Origin of the sequence: uncultured Veillonella sp. (assembly GCF_963543145.1) — a bacterium.
Lineage (GTDB): Bacteria > Bacillota > Negativicutes > Veillonellales > Veillonellaceae > Veillonella.
In genome coordinates, this window is sequence record NZ_CAUTZP010000018.1 from 13,152 (window position 1) to 34,771 (window position 21,620).

21 protein-coding genes and 1 tRNA gene are annotated in these 21,620 nt (G+C 39.3%); 21 read left to right on the forward strand and 1 reads right to left on the reverse strand.

From position 1 onward, the window contains the following. Positions 1–76 precede the first annotated feature (76 nt). The 4 genes from RWZ05_RS07780 to RWZ05_RS07795 all read left to right on the forward strand — a co-directional run bounded on the left by RWZ05_RS07780 (position 77) and on the right by RWZ05_RS07795 (position 4,477). Positions 77–259: a hypothetical protein gene (locus RWZ05_RS07780; RefSeq protein WP_314643447.1), complete on the forward strand. Its 183-nt coding sequence runs from the start codon at positions 77–79 to the stop codon at positions 257–259. Positions 260–354: 95 nt separating this feature from the next. After that, positions 355–1,533, forward strand: a complete 1,179-nt coding sequence (locus RWZ05_RS07785; RefSeq protein WP_314643448.1) for an amidohydrolase — start codon at positions 355–357, stop codon at positions 1,531–1,533. A 169-nt stretch (positions 1,534–1,702) separates the two neighbouring features. After that, the gene (gene dcuC, locus RWZ05_RS07790; RefSeq protein ID WP_314643450.1) at positions 1,703–3,058 is read left to right on the forward strand and encodes a C4-dicarboxylate transporter DcuC; all 1,356 of its coding nucleotides are present in this window, start codon (positions 1,703–1,705) and stop codon (positions 3,056–3,058) included. A gap of 234 nt (positions 3,059–3,292) precedes the next feature. Beyond that, positions 3,293–4,477: an MFS transporter gene (locus RWZ05_RS07795; protein WP_314643452.1), complete on the forward strand. Its 1,185-nt coding sequence runs from the start codon at positions 3,293–3,295 to the stop codon at positions 4,475–4,477. A 176-nt stretch (positions 4,478–4,653) separates the two neighbouring features. Here the strand turns inward: RWZ05_RS07795 and RWZ05_RS07800 are convergent, their stop codons facing one another. Beyond that, entirely contained in the window at positions 4,654–5,640 is a 987-nt protein-coding gene (locus RWZ05_RS07800; RefSeq protein WP_314643453.1) for a GMP reductase, read from the reverse strand. Positions 5,641–5,836: 196 nt separating this feature from the next. Between RWZ05_RS07800 and thiT the strand changes: the two genes are divergently transcribed. The 17 genes from thiT to RWZ05_RS07885 all read left to right on the forward strand — a co-directional run bounded on the left by thiT (position 5,837) and on the right by RWZ05_RS07885 (position 21,442). Further along, positions 5,837–6,367, forward strand: coding sequence for an energy-coupled thiamine transporter ThiT (gene thiT / locus RWZ05_RS07805; RefSeq protein WP_314643456.1), 531 nt, complete (start codon positions 5,837–5,839; stop codon positions 6,365–6,367). Beyond that, positions 6,360–7,484, forward strand: a complete 1,125-nt coding sequence (gene mobB, locus RWZ05_RS07810) for a molybdopterin-guanine dinucleotide biosynthesis protein B (protein WP_314643458.1) — start codon at positions 6,360–6,362, stop codon at positions 7,482–7,484. Before thiT ends, mobB begins: the two co-directional genes overlap by 8 nt. Then, positions 7,465–8,700: a molybdopterin molybdotransferase MoeA gene (locus RWZ05_RS07815; RefSeq protein ID WP_314643459.1), complete on the forward strand. Its 1,236-nt coding sequence runs from the start codon at positions 7,465–7,467 to the stop codon at positions 8,698–8,700. Before mobB ends, RWZ05_RS07815 begins: the two co-directional genes overlap by 20 nt. 80 nt (positions 8,701–8,780) lie before the next feature. Beyond that, a complete protein-coding gene (locus RWZ05_RS07820; protein ID WP_105086291.1) occupies positions 8,781–9,116 on the forward strand; it encodes a cupin domain-containing protein in 336 nt (111 codons plus the stop codon). A gap of 220 nt (positions 9,117–9,336) precedes the next feature. Further along, the gene (locus tag RWZ05_RS07825; RefSeq protein ID WP_314643461.1) at positions 9,337–10,389 is read left to right on the forward strand and encodes an IS30 family transposase; all 1,053 of its coding nucleotides are present in this window, start codon (positions 9,337–9,339) and stop codon (positions 10,387–10,389) included. 149 nt (positions 10,390–10,538) lie between these two features. Beyond that, a complete protein-coding gene (locus tag RWZ05_RS07830; RefSeq protein ID WP_314643462.1) occupies positions 10,539–10,805 on the forward strand; it encodes a SemiSWEET family transporter in 267 nt (88 codons plus the stop codon). A gap of 145 nt (positions 10,806–10,950) precedes the next feature. Continuing rightward, positions 10,951–11,979, forward strand: a complete 1,029-nt coding sequence (locus tag RWZ05_RS07835) for an AraC family transcriptional regulator (protein WP_314643465.1) — start codon at positions 10,951–10,953, stop codon at positions 11,977–11,979. Between the two features lie 385 nt (positions 11,980–12,364). Beyond that, positions 12,365–13,267 (forward strand): L(+)-tartrate dehydratase subunit alpha, encoded by a 903-nt coding sequence (gene ttdA, locus RWZ05_RS07840; protein ID WP_314643467.1) that lies wholly within the window; start codon positions 12,365–12,367, stop codon positions 13,265–13,267. Continuing rightward, positions 13,267–13,878, forward strand: coding sequence for a L(+)-tartrate dehydratase subunit beta (gene ttdB, locus RWZ05_RS07845; RefSeq protein WP_314643469.1), 612 nt, complete (start codon positions 13,267–13,269; stop codon positions 13,876–13,878). The genes ttdA and ttdB overlap by 1 nt, the downstream gene beginning before the upstream one ends. Before the next feature lie 101 nt (positions 13,879–13,979). After that, positions 13,980–15,248 (forward strand): SLC13 family permease, encoded by a 1,269-nt coding sequence (locus tag RWZ05_RS07850; protein WP_314643471.1) that lies wholly within the window; start codon positions 13,980–13,982, stop codon positions 15,246–15,248. A 274-nt stretch (positions 15,249–15,522) separates the two neighbouring features. Then, positions 15,523–17,193: a formate--tetrahydrofolate ligase gene (locus RWZ05_RS07855; protein WP_314643473.1), complete on the forward strand. Its 1,671-nt coding sequence runs from the start codon at positions 15,523–15,525 to the stop codon at positions 17,191–17,193. A 23-nt stretch (positions 17,194–17,216) separates the two neighbouring features. Next, complete coding sequence (locus RWZ05_RS07860; RefSeq protein ID WP_314643474.1) at positions 17,217–17,834, forward strand: cyclodeaminase/cyclohydrolase family protein; 618 nt, start codon at positions 17,217–17,219, stop codon at positions 17,832–17,834. A gap of 172 nt (positions 17,835–18,006) precedes the next feature. Continuing rightward, positions 18,007–19,335, forward strand: coding sequence for a nucleobase:cation symporter-2 family protein (locus tag RWZ05_RS07865; RefSeq protein WP_314643475.1), 1,329 nt, complete (start codon positions 18,007–18,009; stop codon positions 19,333–19,335). Between the two features lie 220 nt (positions 19,336–19,555). Then, on the forward strand, positions 19,556–19,996 hold the full coding sequence (locus tag RWZ05_RS07870) for an MOSC domain-containing protein (RefSeq protein ID WP_314643477.1): 441 nt from the start codon (positions 19,556–19,558) through the stop codon (positions 19,994–19,996). 26 nt (positions 19,997–20,022) lie between these two features. Then, positions 20,023–20,988, forward strand: coding sequence for a GTP 3',8-cyclase MoaA (gene moaA / locus RWZ05_RS07875; protein ID WP_314643479.1), 966 nt, complete (start codon positions 20,023–20,025; stop codon positions 20,986–20,988). 1 nt (position 20,989) lies between these two features. Continuing rightward, positions 20,990–21,292 (forward strand): hypothetical protein, encoded by a 303-nt coding sequence (locus tag RWZ05_RS07880; protein WP_314643480.1) that lies wholly within the window; start codon positions 20,990–20,992, stop codon positions 21,290–21,292. Between the two features lie 74 nt (positions 21,293–21,366). After that, positions 21,367–21,442: transfer RNA gene (locus RWZ05_RS07885), tRNA-Lys, on the forward strand. Positions 21,443–21,620: the final 178 nt, after the last annotated feature.

Below are 21,620 nucleotides of genomic sequence, written 5' to 3' on the forward strand. Positions count from 1 at the left end.
TAAATCAATGAATATATAGACTTTAGTTCTCATTCGTGATAACCTAGAAGAAACAGTCTATATTGGAGGAGTAAATATGAATACAGAATCCTTACGTAATGAAGTATTGGTACCTGCTGTAGCAAAAACGTTGGATATTGCTACTAAAGCAAAACCTACAAAAGAAGAACTTTTCACAACAGCAAAAATTACTGCTGTTGTGGCAGTTGCAACAGCTGTAGTATCCTTGGCGGTACAAGCAGTATTGCGCAACCGATAAGAAATTAAGAAAACGACATGGCACTGCCTGTCGTTTTCTTTTACTTTTACTATGTTATTCCTAGTAATGTTGGGATTTAGTGAGGAGGCGAGATCATGCATAGTCGCGATTTAATAGAACAATATAAAGGCTACGTCCAAGATTGGCGTAGATATTTCCATAAACATCCTGAGCTCAGTAATGAAGAGTTTGAAACAACAAAGACCTTGGCTAAAGAATTAGAATCTATGGGCGTAGAGGTTCATGTTGATACAGAGCGTGGCATAGGGTTAATTGGTATCATCCGAGGTGGTAAACCTGGCAAAGCTATTGCTTTGCGCGCCGATATTGATGCATTGCCTGTTCACGAACATAATACAGTAGACTATAAATCAGAAACTGAAGGCAAAATGCATGCCTGTGGTCACGATGGTCATATGGCTATCTTGTTAGGAGCTGCAAAGATGTTAATGTCTATGAAAGACCGCATCGAAGGCGACGTATATTTAGCCTTTCAACCTGCTGAGGAGACAGGGGCGGGGGCACCCGATTTTATCAAATTTGGCGACTGGTACGATAAGGTGGATGCTATCTTTGGTGGTCACGTATGGATTGATTTACCAGCAGGTCTTATATCTGTTGAAGAAGGGCCTCGGATGGCTGCAAGTAGCCAAATTACTATCAATGTAAAAGGTAAGCAAGGCCATGGTGCACAACCTCATCAAGCGATTGATGCCATTGTGGTAGCTAGTGCCATCGTTATGAATTTGCAAACCGTAGTGTCTCGTAATGTTAGTGCATTGGATTCTTTAGTATTAACTATTGGGAATATTCACTCTGGAACGGAATGGAATGTTATTCCTGGTGAAGCTAAAATGGGTGGTACCATTCGATTCTTTGATCCTAATCAAGAAGATTATTATGTAGAATCCATACGACGAGTAGTAGAGCATACTGCTGAAGCTTATGGAGCAACTGCAACATTAGAATATGTAAAAAAAGTGCCGCCTACTATTAATGATTCGGCATCTAGTGAACTAGCAGAACGGGTTGTTATTGATACCTTAGGTAAAGATAAGCTTTCTAAAATGCGTAAAGTAATGCCAGGTGAAGACTTTGCATGGTATTTGCAAGATAAACCAGGCTGCTTTGCCTTTATTGGTATTCAAAATCCTGATGTAGAGGCTACGTACGATCATCATAACAATCGATTTAATATGGATGATTCCGTATTATCTGCGGCATCAGCCGTATATGCAGAATATGCCATTGCATGGTTAAAAGAGCATAAATAAAAGTATAAGAAGACATAAAAGCACTGTTATCTTAAAGATGATGGTGCTTTTTCATTGTATTTTTATTTATATTTTGTGCATGATATAGGTATAATATAACTATAATAAGAGTGTAATGTAAGTCCCATATAAGTCTAATAGATATTCTCTAGTTGAGAGGTGCTTATTTATGAATATAGTTATATGTATCACCATTATTGCTATTACAGGTATATTGTTAATGAAGCGCTATCAACCACAGCCAGTTTTAATTGGTATGGGGATCCTCATGATGTTTATTGCTTATGAGGCAAATTGGATTGATGCCATACTTGTTGAGTCTCAATCTACAGGCGTCTTGGTATTTGATGCTATGGAGATTGTGCGAATTACTACATCTGAGAATATAGTGAATTTAGGCCTCATGATTATGACCTGTGCTGGCTATGCAAAATATATGGAGTACATAGGGGCAGGGACGAGATTGGCACATACATTTATACGTCCTTTATATCGGTTAAATCGGCCATATATTGTACTGGCCCTAATGTTTCTTCTTAATATGGGACTGTCTATTTGTGTACCGAATCCATTGAGTCTTGCCCTCCTTATGATGGTTACCATGTATCCTGTATTGCTTCGCCTTGGCGTGAGCCCCGTGGGGGCTGCAGCGGTTATTGCTACGGGGCATCTTATGGACGTAGGACCAGGTGCGGTGTCTACCTTACTCATTGCAAAGACCTTGAATATGCCTGTGCCAAACTATTTTGTAGGCTACCAGTTGCGTCTTTATTTCTTAGTCGCTATTGTGACAGCTATAGCACACTTTTTCTGGCAGAAATATCGTGATCGGGTGGAGGAACCTAAGGCTATAGATGCTTGTGAAAGTATTCCAGAGGCGCCCATAGGTCCTAAGCCGTATATGATATTCCCGTTATTACCTTTGTGTTTTATCTTGGGGTTTAGTCAATATGGTTTGCCTGGGGTGAAGATGAATGTAACGTTGGCTATGATGCTCGCTTTTGGTATCGCCTTGTTAGCGGAACTGATTCGACACCGTAATTTACGGACAGTCCTTAAGAGTACCACAATATTCTTTGAGGGCATGGGAAACCAGTTTTCCTATGCAGTAACTCTAATTATAGGGGGGCAAATTTTTGCACTAGGCTTAGTGAGCTTAGGCATTATTGAATCCTTAGTCAGCGCACTCCAAACACTATCTCTTAATTCCATTGGACTTACCTCTATTCTATGGGGCGGTATGTTAGGCCTTAGTATGGTAACCGGTAGCAATGTAGCACCGTTATTTACATTAGTTCCACTAGTACCAAATATCGTAGCTCATCTAGGCCTTGATCCGATTACGACTATGCTTGGTATGCAAAATGGTGCAAGCCTAGGTTTATTCCTTAGCCCTATTAGTCCCGTAATGGTAGGCGTAGCAGGGGTGGCGCATATTAAGTCAGTAGATTTACTTAAACGCACAGCTGTACCTGTTCTTGTGGCATTACTTACTAGCTGTGTGGGGATATGGATTCTTTACTAAATATTCATTAAACGACTAATTAGTTACCTTTAACCAAATATACTTTATATCGCTTTTTAAGTTTAGTTTAAATTTAGAAAACCCTCTTTACATGTATCGTAAAGAGGGTTATTATAGTCCAAGATTAAATCATATGTAATTAAAATGGTTTCCTGCAATGGTGCAAGTTTTAGCCCTTTGCGGATAAAAAGGGCCTTTCTTCGCCGGACGGTTCTAGAAGCCAGAAAGGATGTAATGAACGATCAAGTTTCTATTTCCACAGCAAATATCCGTGGTGCCTTTGGGGCATTTTTTATTCCCGGTATGTATACAGCCTTATGGGCGGGGTTTGTGCCATATTTAAAAGCAAAGCTCAATATAGGTGAAGATGTATTGGGATCCATGATTTTAGTGCTTGGTGTAGGCTCTTGTTTGTCCATGGCTATAGCAGGTAAGTTAGTAGAGAGCTTTGGATGCAAGAAGGTCGTTTTATTGGCTAGTTTCATTGGTATGTTATCTCTTGCTATCGTAACTATGTGTTCTACTATTGCTACTACAACAGCTGTTTTATTCTTCTTTGGTATTGGTGTAGGCCTTAGTGGTGCTTCTGCTAATTTACAAGCAATCCTAACTGAAAAGGTTAGCAAGAAACACTTAATGGGTGCCTATCATGGTGGATGGAGCTTAGGTGGCTTTGCTGGTGCTGGTGTTTTGCTTGTTCTTATAAAGATATTATCTTTGCCTGTTAATGAAAGTATTTGGGGCCTTCTCATCGTATTATTCATTGCCATGGTTGTAGTCAGCCAATTTATGTTAACCTTTGGTAGTGATCCCAATGCAAAGGTTACAAAGAAAGCTAAAAGCCCATTATCGTTCCATCCGATTGCTATTATCTTTGGACTATTGTCCTTTGTATCTTACTTAGTTGAAGGTGCAGTAGGGGATTGGAGTGCATTATACTTATTTGAAGATAAAGGTATCGTTATCGAAGAAGCCGTTATGGGTGTTATGCTCTTTAATGGTGCTATGTGTATCGGCCGGTTGCTTGGTAATCGATGGGGTAAACATTTGACCTCTAAACAAGTTGTTATTGGTGGCTATTTATTCGGTGCCATTGCAATGGGGCTTATCGTATTTTTACCAGGATCTGGCTCCATGTATACGTATTTATTACTTGGCATCTCTTTAGCCATGGTAGTACCAAATTTGTTCTCTGCTATGGGGGAACAAAATGTAATTCCTATGACACAAGCTGTGGCAACATCTACCATGCTTGGTTATATGGGGATTTTGATGGGACCAGCATTGATTGGTTTCATTGCTCATGCAACTAGCCTTACAATAGCTTTCAGTGTATTAACGGCTATGCTTGTTATTAGTGCGGGTATTGGTAAATACGCTTATATGTTAATGGACAAATCAAAAGAAGCTGAAGTATAAATTTAAATAATAGCCCCAGAGACAATCTGTCTTTGGGGCTAATTTTTTTTACATAGTCATATTACTCGATTAAACATATGTTATTCCTTATAGTGGATGTAGAAGGATAGTGGATATAGAGGGCATACGAAAAAGCCACAGGCTAGAACCTGTGGCTTTTACCTATAGTATTTATATTAGCGATCGCCGTTGAAAATAGAGTTTTTAACAAGTACATAGTCTACTTTGCGGATTGCTTGTAAAGTAGTACCGCCAGCATAAGAGATAGCAGATTGTAAATCTTGTTCCATTTCAACTAAAGTATCAAAAATAGAACCTTTGGAATCGATGAAGATTTTTTTACCTTCTACGTTTTTGCGTTCCCCTTTTTGGAACTCAGATGCGGACCCAAAGTATTCTTTTACTGCTTTACCGTCAACGATTTTTTCTTCCCCTGGAGATTCTTCGTGACCTGCAAAGAGAGAACCAATCATAACCATAGTAGCACCAAAGCGAATAGATTTAGCGATGTCACCGTGATCGCGGATACCGCCGTCAGCGATGATAGGTTTTGTAGCTGCTTTTGCACACCAGCGAACAGCAGCTAATTGCCAACCACCAGTACCGAAACCTGTTTTTAATTTAGTGATACAAACTTTACCAGGACCGATACCTACTTTAGTAGCATCTGCACCAGCATTTTCAAGTTCACGAACTGCTTCTGGTGTACCTACGTTACCAGCGATAACGAAAGTTTCAGGCAAGTTCTTTTTAATGTATTGGATCATTTCGATTACTGCATTGGAATGACCATGTGCAATATCGATTGTGATGTATTCAGGTGTTAAGTTTGCTTTTTTGAATTCATCTACTAAAGCAAATTCTTCAGCTTTTACACCGATAGAAATAGAAGAATATAAGTTAAGGTCGTGCATGCGTTTTACAAAGTCCATACGACGTTCAGGTTGGAAACGATGCATGATATAGAAATAGCCTTCACGAGCTAATTTTTCAGCCAACTCTTCGTCAATGATAGTTTGCATATTTGCAGGTACCACTGGTAAGCGGAATGTGCGTTTACCTAATTTTACATGTGTATCACATTCGCTGCGGCTAGTGACGATACATTTATTAGGAATTAATTGCACGTCTTCGTAATCAAAGATGTTCGTTGTGTTAATCATAGTTTCTATATCTCCTTCGAGTATTACATATTGAACCTGTACTATTATACAAGAGACTCGTAAAATTTTCAATACGTTCCGAATATTTTGTTTGGTGTCATGAAAAAACTGTAGTACAATACAAGTAGACTGTATAAATAAAAATATCAGTTGAAATACATATATAAAACATATAATTGGGAGGAGGTCGATTGAAATGGATCAATCAAAAACTCGTATGCTAGCGGAAGCTGGTGTAGCAATTGCTATTGCACAAGTCTTGTCATTTATTACGATTTTCCATATGCCACAAGGTGGATCAATTAAGGCTGCAGCTTTAGTACCACTTATGATTTATGCGTACCGCTGGGGCGGCACACGCGGTATTTTTGTCGGTGTTGTGTACGGCATTTTACACTTTATTTTAGGCTTTAAATCATCTGTTCATTATTTAAGTATTATCTTAGATTACTTAGTAGCCTATGGTGCTATTGGTGTTTGCGGTTATTTCAAGGATTCTATTTCTGGACTTATTACAGGCTCTATCGTAGGTATCGCATTGCGTTGGGCCGCATCTGTTATTAGTGGCGCCGTAGTCTTTGCTAGCTATGCACCACAAGGTCAAAATCCTTGGATTTACTCTATGGTTTATAATGCTTCCTATATGGTGCCAGATGGTATTTTAAATATTGTAGTTTTACTATTCGTCTATCAAGGTGTTAAACGAGGTTTGGGGCGTCGTGGATAAATTAGGTTTAATTATTTTAGCTGGTGGTCTTAGCACTAGAATGGGGCAACCAAAGGCTTTGTTGCCTTGGATTAATGGTGAAAGCCTCATATCCCATGCCCTCCGCAAGGGACTTGAAGCAGATGTACATGATATTTTGATTTCTATTGGGGATGATGAAGAATTAGGTCATGCCATACAGACTCATATCTTAGATACATTATCGAACAATGAAAAAGAAAAAGTTTCTATCGTTCGGGATTCTGTCGAGCGGTGTGGACCTTTGGGTGGCCTTTATAGTACCTTATCTGTTGGCGTAAGTTCAGCTTATGCAGTGATGGCTGTAGATATGCCATTTATGGAGATGGACTTATATTATGATTGGCTATATCAGGTGGATCACAATGATTGGAACGCCATTGTCCCACATGGTGAAAGTGGTAAAAAAGAGCCAATGGCTGGCATTTACAGACCTTATATTGCTTCATTAATCCCATCTATTCTCGTTGGTGAAGATATGTCTTTACAACATGCTCTTGATATGATGGGCCATGTTGAATCTATTGATGCTAGTGATTATAGTTGGGAATTGAGCAATATTAATCGTTTTGAAGATTATCAATGGGCACGAGCTTTAGCAGAAAATGAGTTTCGTCGTGTACCGATCATTAGTGTAGTAGCATCTAAGCGGAAAACTGGAAAAACAACCGTTGTAACTCGCCTTGTATCAGAATTACAACGAGTTGGTCTATCCGTCGGTGTTGTAAAGAGTGATAAGCACGGCTTTCAAATGGATCATGAAGGAACCGATACAGACCTTGTGTATAAGGCTGGCGCTGATGCGGTTGCTATTGCAGGTCCTACAGAAACAGCGATTCGTATACGCACGAAAGAACAGTCTAGTCTGTATGATTTGACACAGCATATGCCCGTAGATATTGTTATACTAGAAACAAGGTCCCAAGGCATTGCCCCTATCATAGAGGTTACCCAAGAGGGACATACGGAAGAGCTTATCTCGGATGCAATGGAGCGAGTGGCAACAATTGAAATTAGCAAATTGAATCAAGACGTACCTGAATTGGTACGCCACATACAGGAAATGATGAGGAGTTTACATGGCCGTCGTTACTGTTGAGAAGGCACTCCAATTATGGGATGAGGCCTTACAAACAAAAGTTCATAAAACTGAAACTATTGCTGTTAAGGTGGCGAAAGGATACGTATTGGCAGAGGATATTATTGCTCCTACAGACGTACCTGCATTCCCTAAATCTGCTATGGATGGCTATGCCATTGCCTACGAAGAAGGTCGTAATGAATATATCGTGGATGGTATTATTGGTGCCGGCGTTGTATGGGAACATCCTGTTGAACCTGGCCATGCAGTGCGAATTATGACGGGTGCACCTGTGCCGGATACATGTGATACTGTAATCATGCAGGAACAAGTGGTTGGCACAGGAGAACCGAAAACAACAATTACTATTCAAGGCAACTATCGATGTGGCGATCATATTATCCCTCAAGGTGAAGAGTGCGTTGCCGGTACCATTGTAATTCCACGAGGTACAGAGGTAACATCTACAGTACAAACCATTTTGACTGGTCTTGGGCTGACTGAGGTTTCTGTTAATGTGATGCCTCGCGTGTTAGTGCTTACCTCAGGTCATGAGGTGATTGAACCTGGTGAAAGCTTAACACCAGGTAAAATCTATAATTCTAATCGGGCTATGATTTGTGGACTTTTGGAGGATTTAGGCTTTCATAAGATTACACATTATCATGTAAGTGATGCGCCAGAGGAACTAGACTCTGAAATCAACCACGTGTTGCAGCTTAGTGAAGAGGCAGATATCATCATCAGTTCTGGTGGTGTGTCCGTCGGTCTCTTTGATACAATGCCTCTTATTTATGAGAAACTAGGTGCTCAATCTATTTATGCACGTATTCAAATGCGGCCTGGCGCTGCATCCTATGGTGCGGTGACACCGAAAGGTCAAATCATCTTTGGCCTATCTGGTAATCCAGGAGCTGCTTTTAACGGCTGGCATTTAATCGTAGCGCCAACGTTAAAACGCTATAAAGGTTTAGCCAACTGGACTACACCTGTCGTAGCTTGTGTAATGGATTCGGAAATCTTTAAACGCAATGCTTTTGATCGCTATGTACAAGGTAAAGTGATCTTCGGTGGTGGCGTTCCACGCTTTGTGGCTAACCGTCACTTTAACAGTAGCAGCATATTAGGCTTATATACGGTTAATGCATTGGCCTGTATTCCGCGTGGTGTACATGAAGTACGACCGGGAGATACCTTTAATGTATATCTGTTAGGTTTGCTACCTGCGGTTTAAACTATATGAGTTTAGATGCACTAAATGTTTAGCATTTTAATTACTTTTACCATTATATAGTTATATAAGGAGTGATTTCTATGAGTAAGACTTTCACAAAAAATATCCCAGTCAACGAGATTTTACATCTAGGCGATCGTTTAGAGTATAAAGAAGGGCAAGTGATTAGTATTACGATTGCCCAAAATGAACGCCTCAGTATTACCTTGTTTGCATTGCCAAAAGGGGAGGAAATCTCAACACATGTAACTGTAGGTGATGCGATTGTGCAAATCCTTGATGGTGAAGCACACATCGTCGTCGGTGATGTGGAACACAATGTAAAAGCTGGTGAAACATTGATCATGCCATCTGAAGTACCTCATAGTCTCGATGCACGAGAAAACTTCAAGATGCTGTTGACCGTTGTTAAATAAATATATCATAATAAATGCATCCCTTGAGGTATTAAGGGGTGCATTTTTAATGCTTGAGAGAGGTCGAATGTATGAACATCGTTGAACAGTACAACTTAACCTTACAAATAGAAGTCGTCGATTGTAAAATCAAGTTGAACAAGTAACACAAAAAGTCCATAAGGCTCTCTCTTTGGTAGAATGTAAGTGACAAAGCTTCATTCACAAGGAGGAAATCCCTATGGACTACTTATATTCTACTACAACTGAGCACAGAAAGGGACAACATCTTTCATTTGAGCACCGGGTTTTGATTCAAACACGCCTTAAGGATGGTTGGAGTCCCAACAAAATCGCCAAGGAAATCGGATGTGCACCAAACACCGTTCGCAACGAGATTAAGCGCGGAACAGTGGTACTGTACAAAGGAAATATTCTCCGCTACAAAGCCACCGCCGGACAAGCTACCTACGAGCAGAACCGTCAAGTGTGCTGTAGGCACTACGACTTCCTCGAGAAAGTCGATTTCATCTCGTTTGTTGAGAAAAAGTTTTTCGAAGACGGATGGTCACTGGATGCTTGCGTCGGCTATGCCCTGAAAGAAGGCTTGTTCACCAGAGGACAGATTGTCTGTACTAAGACACTATATAGCTATGCTGACCTCGGACTGCTTGGCATCAAGAACATCCACCTTCCCGAAAAACTCCGTAGATCTTCAAAGAGGGTGAAAATCCTTAAAAACAAAAGGGTTCTTGGACGCAGCATCGAAGAACGACCATCGGAAGCAAATGACCGCAGCGAGTTTGGGCACTGGGAGGCAGACCTTGTCATCGGTTCAAAGAAGAAGGATGACGACGCTCTGCTCACCATGCTTGAACGCAAAACTCGCGAGTACTGGATGATTCGTGTTCCGGGTCGGAATCCAAACGGTGTCATGGCTGCTTTAACAACCATCCGTTCACAGTACAGTGAACACTGGGATACTATCTTCAAGACGATTACGACAGACAACGGATCCGAGTTCTCGATGTTGTCCGAGCTGGAGGACTTAAGCAAAACGCTGGTTTACTTTGCCCATCCCTATACCTCTTGCGAAAAGGGATCCGTAGAACGCCACAATGGCTTGATCCGCAGATTCATCCCCAAGGGGAAACGCATCGACAGCTACTCTGATGAGCAGATTTCTCAAATCGAGACCTGGTGTAATAGCCTTCCAAGAAAACTACTGGGCTACCGTACTCCGGATGATCTCTTCGAGAATGAACTGGATCGGATTTATTCCTGTGTCGCCTAACAGACTATTCAACTGTCAATGTTCAACTTGTTATTGCAATTTTCGAAAAAACTCTCTTTTAATTTGGATAGTTAGATTTCTTAAAATGCGTAGAATATACTTCATCAGGTATTACAAACAATCGCAAATTAATCATTTTGGAGGATATAATGAATCAAGTAAAATTTATGGAAAATTTAGGGAAAGTTGCAACAGTTACTGCTGTAGCTATGTATGTATCTTACTTCCCACAAATTATGAACAACTTAGCACATCCAGGTACTGGTGATTGGATCCAACCACTTGTAGCGGCTATCAACTGTACATTATGGGTGGCTTATGGCTTGTTCAAAGAGCACAGAGATATCCCAGTTGCATTGGCAAATGCACCAGGCATCTTCTTCGGCTTGGCAGCAGCAATTACAGCCCTTATGTAATAAGAGTTTGCGCTAATTATTTTATATAGTGTTGAAAGTCGTATGATAAGAAATAATCTGTTGACCATAGCTAAATAAATATATCATAATGAATGCATCCCTTGGATTATAAGGGATGCATTTTTTATGGGAGATTTTAATTATTATGGATTATTTTTACTATACCTATAAACATAATCATATAGATTTTAATAGTGATATATATAAGGTTAGTACATATCATTACAACTGGCACAGTGGCGTAGAAATCCTAATCTTGTTAAAAGGTAGAATTGATATGAGTTGTAATAGCGAGGTTTTCACGATGGAGCCGCTCGATACAATTATTATTTCTCCTCAAGTTGGACACGCTACATTAGCCTTAGAGGAGGATACGACAGCTCTTGTTATTCATGTAAGTAAGGAGTTTTTCCAATACTTTGATCCTAACTTTGGTATGTATCAATTTGTATTGCGCTCAGATAAAAGTAATCGGTATAATCAATTCTTTACGTCCTTACGTCATCATGCAGCACAAATGATGTTACTAATGGTGAATGGTGATAGTCCTGATCGTCAATTATGTTTGGAGAGTCACTATTTATCGTTGACTAGTGATATATATCGTGAAATTGATGCGGTTAAGACTATCCCTGTACATACAAAGCCTGCTGATATGACCGTAGCTACCTTTGATAAAATGATTGCTTACATTGATGAAAACTATCAGCAAAAGATTGAGTTAGAAGATATTGCCAAAATTGGCGGTTATAATGTGAACTATACATCTCAGTTTTTTAAACGCCAATTAGGTGTTTCTTTTCTTGAATATGTTTTGCGTTTGCGGTTGCGAGAGGCAACAGTACGTTTGGTCAATTCTAATGATGGGGTTGCACATATTGCAAGCAGCTGTGGGTTTGCAGATATTAAAGCCTTTAATGTAGCATTTAAGAAACATTTTCATACGACGCCATCAGAATATCGTAAACAAGCAAAAGAGTTGGGGCGTAAAACAAAACTACATGATTGGAAGGAAATTATCTCTACTCAAGAAAATGATATTATGGAGATCTTACAATCTTGCGTAGCCTATAAAGATGATTCTATATATAGTCTTGAGTTAAAGCAGGCTAATCAAAAACTACAGGACGTTAAGGAGCAACTTGAGCTTGTTGTTAGAAAACTACAAGCTTAATATAGACAGTTTTAATACTATGGTAAGCTAGTATAAGATTTATAGCATTATTCCCTCAATTTCCAAAATATACAATCATTAGGTATAGGTAATTTTGTATATATCATAATAGTATATAAATATATGGTAAAAGAGTATTACTTTAGATAAGTAGTACTCTTTTTCTTTTTTTATATGGGCAAAATTGTATATTTGATAATGTTAGACTCTATAGATTCGGGTGATTTTGTATAATTCTAAGGTCCTTGTGCCAATAAAAACAAACTTGTAAATTGGATAGTTATATCTCTGAAAAAGAGTACAATGTAATTAGTGATAGGCACTAAGGTTTTAAGTAGACAGTATTATAGAGTCCTAAATAGTGAAGTACTACAGGAGGTTTACGATGAGTACGAAGAATCAACAAGTGCAAGAAATGACAAATAAAATAGCTAACTTCGTTTCTTATATGGCAAAGGTATTGCCTGATGATGTACAAGAAAAAATCCATGAATTAGCTAAGGATGAAAGAAATCCTATGGCTAAATCTATTTATGAAACAATGCAACATAATATGGATCTAGCAGCTCAGCTTAATCGCCCTTCATGCCAAGATACAGGTGTATTACAATTTTGGGTAAAAGTGGGTTCTAACTATCCTCTAATTGGTGAGCTAGAGGAAATCTTAAAAGATGCTACATATAAAGCTACACAAGAAGCTCCATTGCGACTAAATTGTGTGGAAACCTTTGATGAATTTAACACTGGTACAAATATTGGTTTGACAGCACCTTATATTCACTGGGATATCATTCCTGGACGTGATGATGTAGAAATTTTTCCATACATGGCTGGTGGTGGTTGTTCTTTGCCAGGTTCTGGTAAAACATTAATGCCAGGCGAAGGTTATGAAGGTGTTGCTAAGTTTGTTCTCGACTTGATGACGAGCTATGGTTTAAATGCGTGTCCTCCACTTTTAGTAGGTGTAGGAATTGCTACTACTATTGATACTGCTGCCGGTTTATCTAAAAAGGCATTAATGCGTCCTGTATCTTCAAAAGCACCCAACGAAAAAGCTGCTTATATGGAACAATTATTAGAAGATGGAATTAATAAAATTGGTATTGGCCCTCAAGGTATGGGTGGGGATAAAACTGTTTTAGGTGTGAATATTGAACATGGTACACGTCATCCATCTGTTATTTCTTGTGCTGTCAGCGTAGGTTGTTGGAATCATCGTCGAGGCAATCTTGTATTTGATAAAGATGGTAATTGCATAGTTAAATCTCATAAAGGAGTGACACTATAATGGCTAAGAAAGTATTAACTACACCTATTCAAAAATCTGATCTAGAAGGAATTAAGCCAGGCGATGTGATTTATTTAACTGGACATATTACCACTACTCGTGATATGGGGCATCGCCGGGTGGTGGAAGAGGGTCAAACGTTACCAGTTGACATTAAAAATGGTGCTATACTCCATGCGGGACCAATTATTCGTACTATAAGCGATAATGAGTTTGAAGTTGTGTCTGTAGGACCTACTACATCTATGCGGATGGAAAAATTTGAGTACGAGTTTGTGAAAGAAACTGGTGTACGCCTTATTGTTGGTAAAGGTGGAATGGGGGCAGACACAGCGCGTGCATGTAAAGACTTTGGTGCGCTACATTGTGTATTCCCAGCGGGGAACGCAGTTCTTGCAGCTACAGAAGTTGAAAAGGTGGAATCTGCTAATTGGCGCGAATTGGGTATGTGTGAAACCTTATGGACTTTTAAGGTTAAAGAATTTGGACCTCTTATCGTATCCATTGATGCAGAAGGTAATAACTACTTTGAAAATAAAAAAGTAGAATACAATGCAAAGAAAGAAGAAGTGTTAGAAGAAATCTATAAACACGTAAGTTTCATTAAATAATCTCATTGTGAGGATTAACTTAATAGGAGGATTATACGGATTTTGTACAATCCTCCTTTTTTGTACCCTTTTTTAGGTATTACACGTATTTGGAGGTATATATGGATACAAGTGTAATGATAACTCTAGGCTTCTTGGTATTTGCCATTGTTATGTTTGCGTGGGAGAAAATCCCCTTGTCTATTACCGCTATGGTTGTAGCAGTAGGTCTGCACCTAAGTGGGGTATTATCCGCTAAAGAAGCGTTCGCCGGTTTTGTGGATCCAAACGTCTTACTATTTATGGGCATGTTTGTTATTGGTGAAGCATTCTTTGTAACAGGTGTAGCAGTAGGTGTAGGTAATGTAGTTCATAAGTTTGCTAAAACTGAAACATCTTTGCTCGTTGCCGTTATGATGATTACAGGTATTTTATCTGGTTTCTTATCTAATACTGGTACAGCTGCTGTACTAATTCCTGTAATTATCGGTATTTGTAAAAAGAGTGGTTTTAAACAAACTAAATTATTGATGCCTCTTGTGTTTGCTGCCGCTATGGGTGGCAATATTTCCCTTATCGGCGCCCCTGGCAATATGATTGCTCAAGCAGGCTTACAACAAGCTGGACTCGGCTCCTTTGGTTTCTTTGACTATGGTTTAGTAGGTCTACCAATTCTAATCGTAGGTACAATCTTCTATGCTACAATTGGCAAACGTTTCTTGCCAGACACTCCAAGTCATCAACCTGATGGTGCCTTTGAAGGTAATGATGATTATAGCCATGTACCAGCTTGGAAAAAATGGACTTCCGCACTTGTATTGATTTTGACAGTTGTGGCTATGATTTTTGAAAAACAATTAGGTGTAAAACTCTATGTAAGTGCTTGGGTAGGTGCTCTTGTATTAGTTGCTACTAATGTTATTAGTGAAAGTGCAGCTGTTAGATCTATCGATATGAAAACAATTATGCTCTTCGCTGGCTCTATGGCCCTTGGAGACGCAATGGTTAAAACAGGTACTGGTTCTGTAATTGCAGATATTATCGTGAATAGCCTTGGTGCTAGTCCGTCTCCAATTGTTGTGCTAGTAGTAATCTTTGTGCTTGGTGTATTTATGACAAACTTTATGTCTAATACGGCTACTTGCGCATTGTTAGTTCCTATTGGTCTTAGTCTAGCATCTCAATTGGGATTCGATCCAAAAGCAGTGTTGGCAGCTATCGTAATAGCGAGCTCCTTAGCATATGCTACACCAATTGGTATGCCTGCTAATACTATGGTATACAATATAGCTGGTTATAGTTTCATGGATTATGTAAAAGCTGGTTTGCCGCTCATCGTTGTATCTAGTATAGTGGCACTCGTATTATTACCAATCTTCTTCCCCTTTTAAATTATTCTAAGACTATAAATTTGCCTAGTGTATGGGCGTACACTAGGCATTTTTATATACTCGCTTGTATAGTCCGTTAGAGAATTTATTAGGTGTATTACTGAAATTGTTAAGGATTAATATTAGACATACGTACTACTTTCATATATAATAGATTACTGTAGCTGTACAAATATACACTTACAGTAGACATTTAATGTTGAATAGTAAATATTAGATAATAAGTTTATAGTTATTATATAGTTGATAGATGGCCATGTGCCGAGGAGGCTTTATGTTAAGCGATATTGAGATTGCCCAACAGAATAAAATGGAGAAAATTCAAGTTATTGCCGACAAATGCGGTTTAACACCTGATGACATAGAACAATATGGTCATTATAAAGCGAAAATTTCCTTTGATGCTATTCGCCGTTTAGAATCTAAGCCTGATGGCAAATTGGTGTTAGTTACGGCCATTACGCCAACGCCGGCAGGGGAAGGTAAATCTACAACGAGCATTGGTCTCGTACAAGGTTTACAAAAAATTGGTAAAAATGCTATTGCTACATTGCGTGAGCCATCCTTAGGCCCTGTATTTGGCATTAAAGGCGGTGCAGCAGGTGGCGGTTATGCTCAAGTTGTGCCAATGGATGATATCAATCTTCACTTTACAGGTGATATGCACGCTATTACAGCAGCTAACAATTTGCTATCTGCCATGATCGACAATCACATCCATCAAGGTAATGAATTGCAAATCGATTTGCGTCAATTATCTTGGACTCGTGTCCTAGACATGAATGACCGTGCTCTTCGTAATGTGACAGTGGCCCTTGGAGGTAAAGTTTGTGGCTTCCCACGCGAAGACCACTTCATGATTACTGTTGCTTCTGAAATCATGGCTATTCTTTGCTTAGCCAAAGATCTAGAAGATTTAAAAGAACGCTTTGGTCGCATCGTTATCGGCTGTAATCTAGCAGGTGAGCCTGTTTATGTTCATCAGCTTGGTTGCCAAGGTGCGATGGCGCTTCTTATGAAAGATGCTATCAAACCAAATCTAGTGCAAACGTTAGAACATACACCGGCAATCGTACACGGTGGTCCATTTGCAAACATCGCTCATGGTTGCAACTCTATTGTAGCTACAAAACTTGGTCTTAAACTTGGTGATATTGTGGTTACAGAGGCTGGCTTTGGTGCTGACTTGGGTGCTGAAAAGTTCCTCGATATCAAATGTCGTTACGGTGGTATCTTCCCTGATACAATCGTTATCGTAGCTACATTGCGGGCTCTTAAAATGCATGGCGGCGTACCTAAGCAAGAGTTAAATACAGAAAACGTAGAGGCTGTAACAAAAGGTTTCAGTAACCTACGTAAAGCCATTGAAAATATGCGCTACTTTAACGTGCCTGTATTAGTGGCAATCAATAAATTTGCTACTGATACGAATGTTGAAATTGCAGAATTAACTCGCTTGTGTAACGACTTTGGTGTACCGGTAGAGCTTAATGAATGTTGGGAAAAGGGCGGCGAAGGCGGCACTGATATGGCTAAGAAGGTCGTAGAGTTGCTGGATGGTCCTAAGCCAACACCTAAATTTGTATATGATTTAGAAGACAGTTTGGAAGATAAAGTTAATAAAATTGTTAAAACCATTTATGGTGGCGAAGGTGTTATCTTTACAGATAAAGCTAAAAAACAAATTAAACAATTAGCTGATTGGGGGCTAGATCGTTTGCCTGTATGTATGGCAAAAACACAATACTCCTTATCTGATAATCCAGCACTCTTAGGTGCGCCAACAGGCTTTACCATCACGGTTTCTGATATTCGTGTTGCTAATGGTGCAGGCTTTATCGTATGCCGTACAGGGGATGTAATGGTTATGCCTGGCCTTCCTAAACGTCCTGCCGCACTTAATATGGATATCGAAGCAGACGGTACGATTAAAGGCTTATTCTAATATGAATTTTTTGAGGTCTTGTTATGAAATTAGTAGAAGAACGAGTTATAGATTTTGTGGCAGCTACTGCATCTAAAGAGCCTACACCGGGTGGCGGAGCTGTTGCAGCTTTAACTGCTGCAACAGGTGCAGCATTAGCTGAAATGGTAGCGAACTTAACCTTTGGTAAAAAGGGATATGAAGATGTTCAGTCCGAAATGGAAGAGCTTCAAACTAAGGCAGAAGCGATTCGTAATCGCATGCTTGAATTATCTCAAGCTGATGCGGATGTATTTAATATCTTTATGAACGCCTTAGGCCTGCCAAAGAATACAGATGAAGAGAAGGCTAAACGTACGGCGGCTATCCAACAAGCTTACAAAGACGCAGCGATGGTACCTTTTGAAATTGGTGAATTAGCGTATCAAATTTTTGATTTAGCAGAACTAGCATCGCAAAAAGGAAACCAAAATCTAATAACAGATGGTATTATTGCGGCTATTAATGCACGTGCGGCGATAAAAGCAGCATTCTTAAATGTAAGAATTAATCTATCTGGTATTAAAGATGAAGCATTTGTAGAAAATGTAACGGCTAAGATGAATGCTATTGAACAAGGTCTTGATGCTAAAGAGGCAGCTATTATAGCCTTATATAAATAAGAATATTCTAAACTGAATAATATGTCTTGGTAGATGTCAAATGTTCGGAAAATGTTAAGCGAGAACCTGTTAAATGATATGAATTTAATAGGTTCTCTTTTTTTATTGTTAAAATCCGAACAATAGTGTAAAATAGACGAGTGATATTTCGAGATTTTATGTAGGAGACGTTATGACAGATCAAAAACAAACGAATACAGTCGATAGTATGTTGCCCATACCACAGCTATTTGCCTTTGGTTTACAGCATGTATTGGCTATGTATGCTGGGGCTGTAGCTGTACCGATTATCGTGGCACAAGCTATGAACTTACCTATGGAGGATTTGATTCGCCTTATTACAGCCGACTTATTTACTTGTGGTATTGCCACATTAATTCAAACATTAGGTATTGGTAATATTGGTGGTCGCATCCCTATGATTCAAGGTGTTACCTTTGCATCTGTCAGTCCTATGGTGATGATAGGGACACAACATGGTATGACGGCTATTTACGGTGCTATCATTGTGGCCGGTCTATTTACCTTCTTAGTGGCTCCATTCTTTAGTCGTTTTATACGATTATTCCCGCCTGTAGTTACAGGTACAATTATTACCATAATTGGTATTAACTTGATGCCAGTTGCCATTAATTGGATGGGCGGTGGTGTAGGTAATCCAGAATTTGGTAGTTTTACAAATATTGGGCTAGGTTTTCTTACTTTCTTGATCGTTGTATTTGTTTACAAATTTGGAAAAGGCTTCGTTAGTAATCTTTCTGTTCTAATTGGATTGATTGTAGGTACAGCGATAGCTTTTGCTTTGGGAGCAGCTAATTTTGGTGAAGTGGGTCGAGCTCACTGGATTGCCTTTATAGAACCATTCTACTTCGGTTTGCCAACTTTTGACTGGGCATCTGTACTGTCTATGATTATTGTTATGCTCGTAGTTATGGTAGAAACTACAGGCGATAGTATTGCAATTGGTGAAATTGTAGATAAACCAATTGGTCGTAAAGAATTGGCATCTATTATTCGTGCTGATGGCATTTCTACTGCGATCGGCGGTATTCTTAACAGCTTTCCGTATACGGCGTTTGCTCAAAATGTAGGCCTTATTGCTGTAACAGGTGTTAAAAGCCGATTTGTTGTAGCTGCATCTGGTGTCATTTTGATTTTATTAGGTTTATTCCCAAAACTAGCTGCTATCGTAGCGAGTATTCCTAATGCAGTACTCGGTGGTGCTGGTATTGCCATGTTTGGTATGATTGTTGCCAGCGGCATTCGCTCTCTAGGTAAAGTTAGTTTTGATGGTAACCATAACTTGATGCTTGTAGCCATTAGTATTGGTGTGGCTATGATTCCAATCGCGGCGCCAAACTTTTATGCAAATTTCCCTGATTGGGCACAAATTATCTTAAAATCTGGTATTACCTTTGGTAGTATTACAGCGATTTTACTTAATCTATTACTTAATGGTGTTAACCATGGTGATGAATTCAAGGAGATGGGACGTCGCTAAATCATAAGAATGAGAACTCTATTCTTTAAGGATAGAGTTCTTTTTTAGTGATTAAATTCACAGGGAAATTGTAAGAATACTATGTTATAATATATAGATAATTGTAAAAGTATTTTGTTATGCTTTCACCAAAATGAGAATCACAAGTATATGTTTGCAATTAAATGTTTATATAAAGTTATGTATATATGGTATGTTCCCATAAGAAGGGAAGGGTTACATGGCAGAAGGAAAAATTATTGCTATCTCCATTAGTGAGAAAAAAGGGCAAAAGAAACATAATATTGAATCCGCAAATCTTATCGTAAATCATGGCATGGAAGGTGATGCTCACGCAGGCAATTGGCACCGCCAAATCAGTTTGCTTGGCATTGCAAGTATTGACCATATGCGCGCTCAAGGGGCGGATGTAAAGCCTGGTGATTTCGCTGAAAATATCACGGTTGAAGGTATGGTACTATATGAATTGGCAGTAGGTACACAGCTACAAGTCGGTAAAGATGTTATTCTTGAAATTACCCAAATCGGTAAGGAATGCCATCATGGTTGCGAAATCATGAAACAAGTTGGTTCTTGTATTATGCCAACACAAGGCATTTTTGGTAAGGTTCTAAAAAACGGTATAATTCATGTAGGTGATGAAGTATCTATTATTAAATAATTCTGTATTGGTAAATGAGGTGTGTTATGAAAGACGCATGGGGCCGTACAATTGAATATGTACGTCTGTCGCTGACAGATGCGTGTAATTTCTGTTGTCCCTATTGTCGACCTGCAGAAATTACGCCTCAAAGTCAAACACAACTATTATCTGTTGATGAATGGATGACTATCTTAGAGGCTTTCCATCGAATTGGTGTAAAAGCAGTGCGCCTTACTGGTGGTGAACCATTGTTATATCCTCATATTGAAGAGCTGTTAGAACGTATCAAAGCAACTGGCTGGTTTGAAGATATTTCCATGACCACCAATGGTAGTCTCTTAGCATCTCGGGCACAACGGTTGAAAAAACTTGGTTTGAACCGAGTGAATATCAGTTTAGACTCTCTTGAAAGTGAAGCCTTTGCTACTTGTGTAGGTAAAGAGGGACAACTTGAATCTGTACTAGAAGGCATACGAAATGCTATTAATGCTAATTTTAAATCTGTAAAGATTAATACCGTTTTATCTCGCTACTGGTCTGATGATGAAGTTAGATCTTTGTTACAATATGTGGAAAAATGGCCTGTTATTTGGCGCTTCATCGAGTATATGCCATTCCAAGGCGACGCATTCCATGGTCCTACCTTTGATGAATGGAGGGCTCAACTTGAACGCGTGAGTGGTGGACCGCTCACGGAGGTTCACTCCATATATGGCTTTGGACCTGCTACCTATTTAGCATTGCCTAGCGGTAAGGCGGTAGGTTTTATATTCTCCATGTCTCACAGTTATTGTGATACATGTAATCGTGTACGCCTTACATCTGATGGACAAATGCGGTTATGCTTGTTGCGTGATGACGAGGCTGATTTAGTATCCCTCGTACGCAATAGCGCGACTGCAGAGGACTTGTCAGAGCATATTGAACGTGCTTTACAACGAAAACAAGAACGTCACGATGGTATCGGTATGGAGCAACCAGAACGTCCAATGTGGAGAATCGGAGGTTAGTATGGGATTTTTTGATTTTCTAAAACCAAGATCAAAAGAAAATATTGAATCATGCTGGCCAGGCGGTAAAATGCTTCAAGTCCATATAGAGTACGATACCGTAAAAGCTGTATTTACCTATTTTGGTCGTTATGGTCTACAATTTAGCGTGCCTAAGGCGAATCTAACGAATGTTATTGTTAAAGAAGTGAGCCGTACGCATAGTGTGCTTCAATTATATAGTGGTGAAGACTGCGTAGGAACGAGTGATTTGTTACCTACAGAGGCATGTAATACTATGAAAGATTGGGTGTTACAATATTAATGGCTATGTTTTATAGGAATGTAATAAATATTCTTTACATTCCTATAAAAGAGGCATATAATTAGTCATGTCATGGACCACTAGCTCAGCTGGCAGAGCACCTGACTCTTAATCAGGGTGTCCAGGGTTCGAACCCCTGGTGGTCCACCAAATAAACCCGCACAGTAGTGCGGGTTTTTCTTATTATTGTCTTTAGACTGGTTCGCGACGTAGTCGCGAATCATAAAACCACCCGCTATGCGGGTGCGGCAACGAAAGTTATACAAAAAAATCGGGTTATAGGACAAAAAGTGTTGCTGTTAATGCCGATGGAACTAGATAAATACTA

Excerpts from the sequence above, each read along its gene's own strand:
- RWZ05_RS07780 (WP_314643447.1), top strand. The coding sequence starts at position 77 with ATGAATACAGAATCCTTACGTAATGAAGTATTGGTACCTGCTGTAGCA.
- RWZ05_RS07785 (WP_314643448.1), top strand. The coding sequence starts at position 355 with ATGCATAGTCGCGATTTAATAGAACAATATAAAGGCTACGTCCAAGAT.
- dcuC (WP_314643450.1), top strand. The coding sequence starts at position 1,703 with ATGAATATAGTTATATGTATCACCATTATTGCTATTACAGGTATATTG.
- RWZ05_RS07795 (WP_314643452.1), top strand. The coding sequence starts at position 3,293 with ATGAACGATCAAGTTTCTATTTCCACAGCAAATATCCGTGGTGCCTTT.
- RWZ05_RS07800 (WP_314643453.1), bottom strand. The coding sequence starts at position 5,640 with ATGATTAACACAACGAACATCTTTGATTACGAAGACGTGCAATTAATT.
- thiT (WP_314643456.1), top strand. The coding sequence starts at position 5,837 with ATGGATCAATCAAAAACTCGTATGCTAGCGGAAGCTGGTGTAGCAATT.
- RWZ05_RS07815 (WP_314643459.1), top strand. The coding sequence starts at position 7,465 with ATGGCCGTCGTTACTGTTGAGAAGGCACTCCAATTATGGGATGAGGCC.
- RWZ05_RS07820 (WP_105086291.1), top strand. The coding sequence starts at position 8,781 with ATGAGTAAGACTTTCACAAAAAATATCCCAGTCAACGAGATTTTACAT.
- RWZ05_RS07825 (WP_314643461.1), top strand. The coding sequence starts at position 9,337 with ATGGACTACTTATATTCTACTACAACTGAGCACAGAAAGGGACAACAT.
- RWZ05_RS07830 (WP_314643462.1), top strand. The coding sequence starts at position 10,539 with ATGAATCAAGTAAAATTTATGGAAAATTTAGGGAAAGTTGCAACAGTT.
- RWZ05_RS07835 (WP_314643465.1), top strand. The coding sequence starts at position 10,951 with ATGGATTATTTTTACTATACCTATAAACATAATCATATAGATTTTAAT.
- ttdA (WP_314643467.1), top strand. The coding sequence starts at position 12,365 with ATGAGTACGAAGAATCAACAAGTGCAAGAAATGACAAATAAAATAGCT.
- ttdB (WP_314643469.1), top strand. The coding sequence starts at position 13,267 with ATGGCTAAGAAAGTATTAACTACACCTATTCAAAAATCTGATCTAGAA.
- RWZ05_RS07850 (WP_314643471.1), top strand. The coding sequence starts at position 13,980 with ATGGATACAAGTGTAATGATAACTCTAGGCTTCTTGGTATTTGCCATT.
- RWZ05_RS07855 (WP_314643473.1), top strand. The coding sequence starts at position 15,523 with ATGTTAAGCGATATTGAGATTGCCCAACAGAATAAAATGGAGAAAATT.
- RWZ05_RS07860 (WP_314643474.1), top strand. The coding sequence starts at position 17,217 with ATGAAATTAGTAGAAGAACGAGTTATAGATTTTGTGGCAGCTACTGCA.
- RWZ05_RS07865 (WP_314643475.1), top strand. The coding sequence starts at position 18,007 with ATGACAGATCAAAAACAAACGAATACAGTCGATAGTATGTTGCCCATA.
- RWZ05_RS07870 (WP_314643477.1), top strand. The coding sequence starts at position 19,556 with ATGGCAGAAGGAAAAATTATTGCTATCTCCATTAGTGAGAAAAAAGGG.
- moaA (WP_314643479.1), top strand. The coding sequence starts at position 20,023 with ATGAAAGACGCATGGGGCCGTACAATTGAATATGTACGTCTGTCGCTG.
- RWZ05_RS07880 (WP_314643480.1), top strand. The coding sequence starts at position 20,990 with ATGGGATTTTTTGATTTTCTAAAACCAAGATCAAAAGAAAATATTGAA.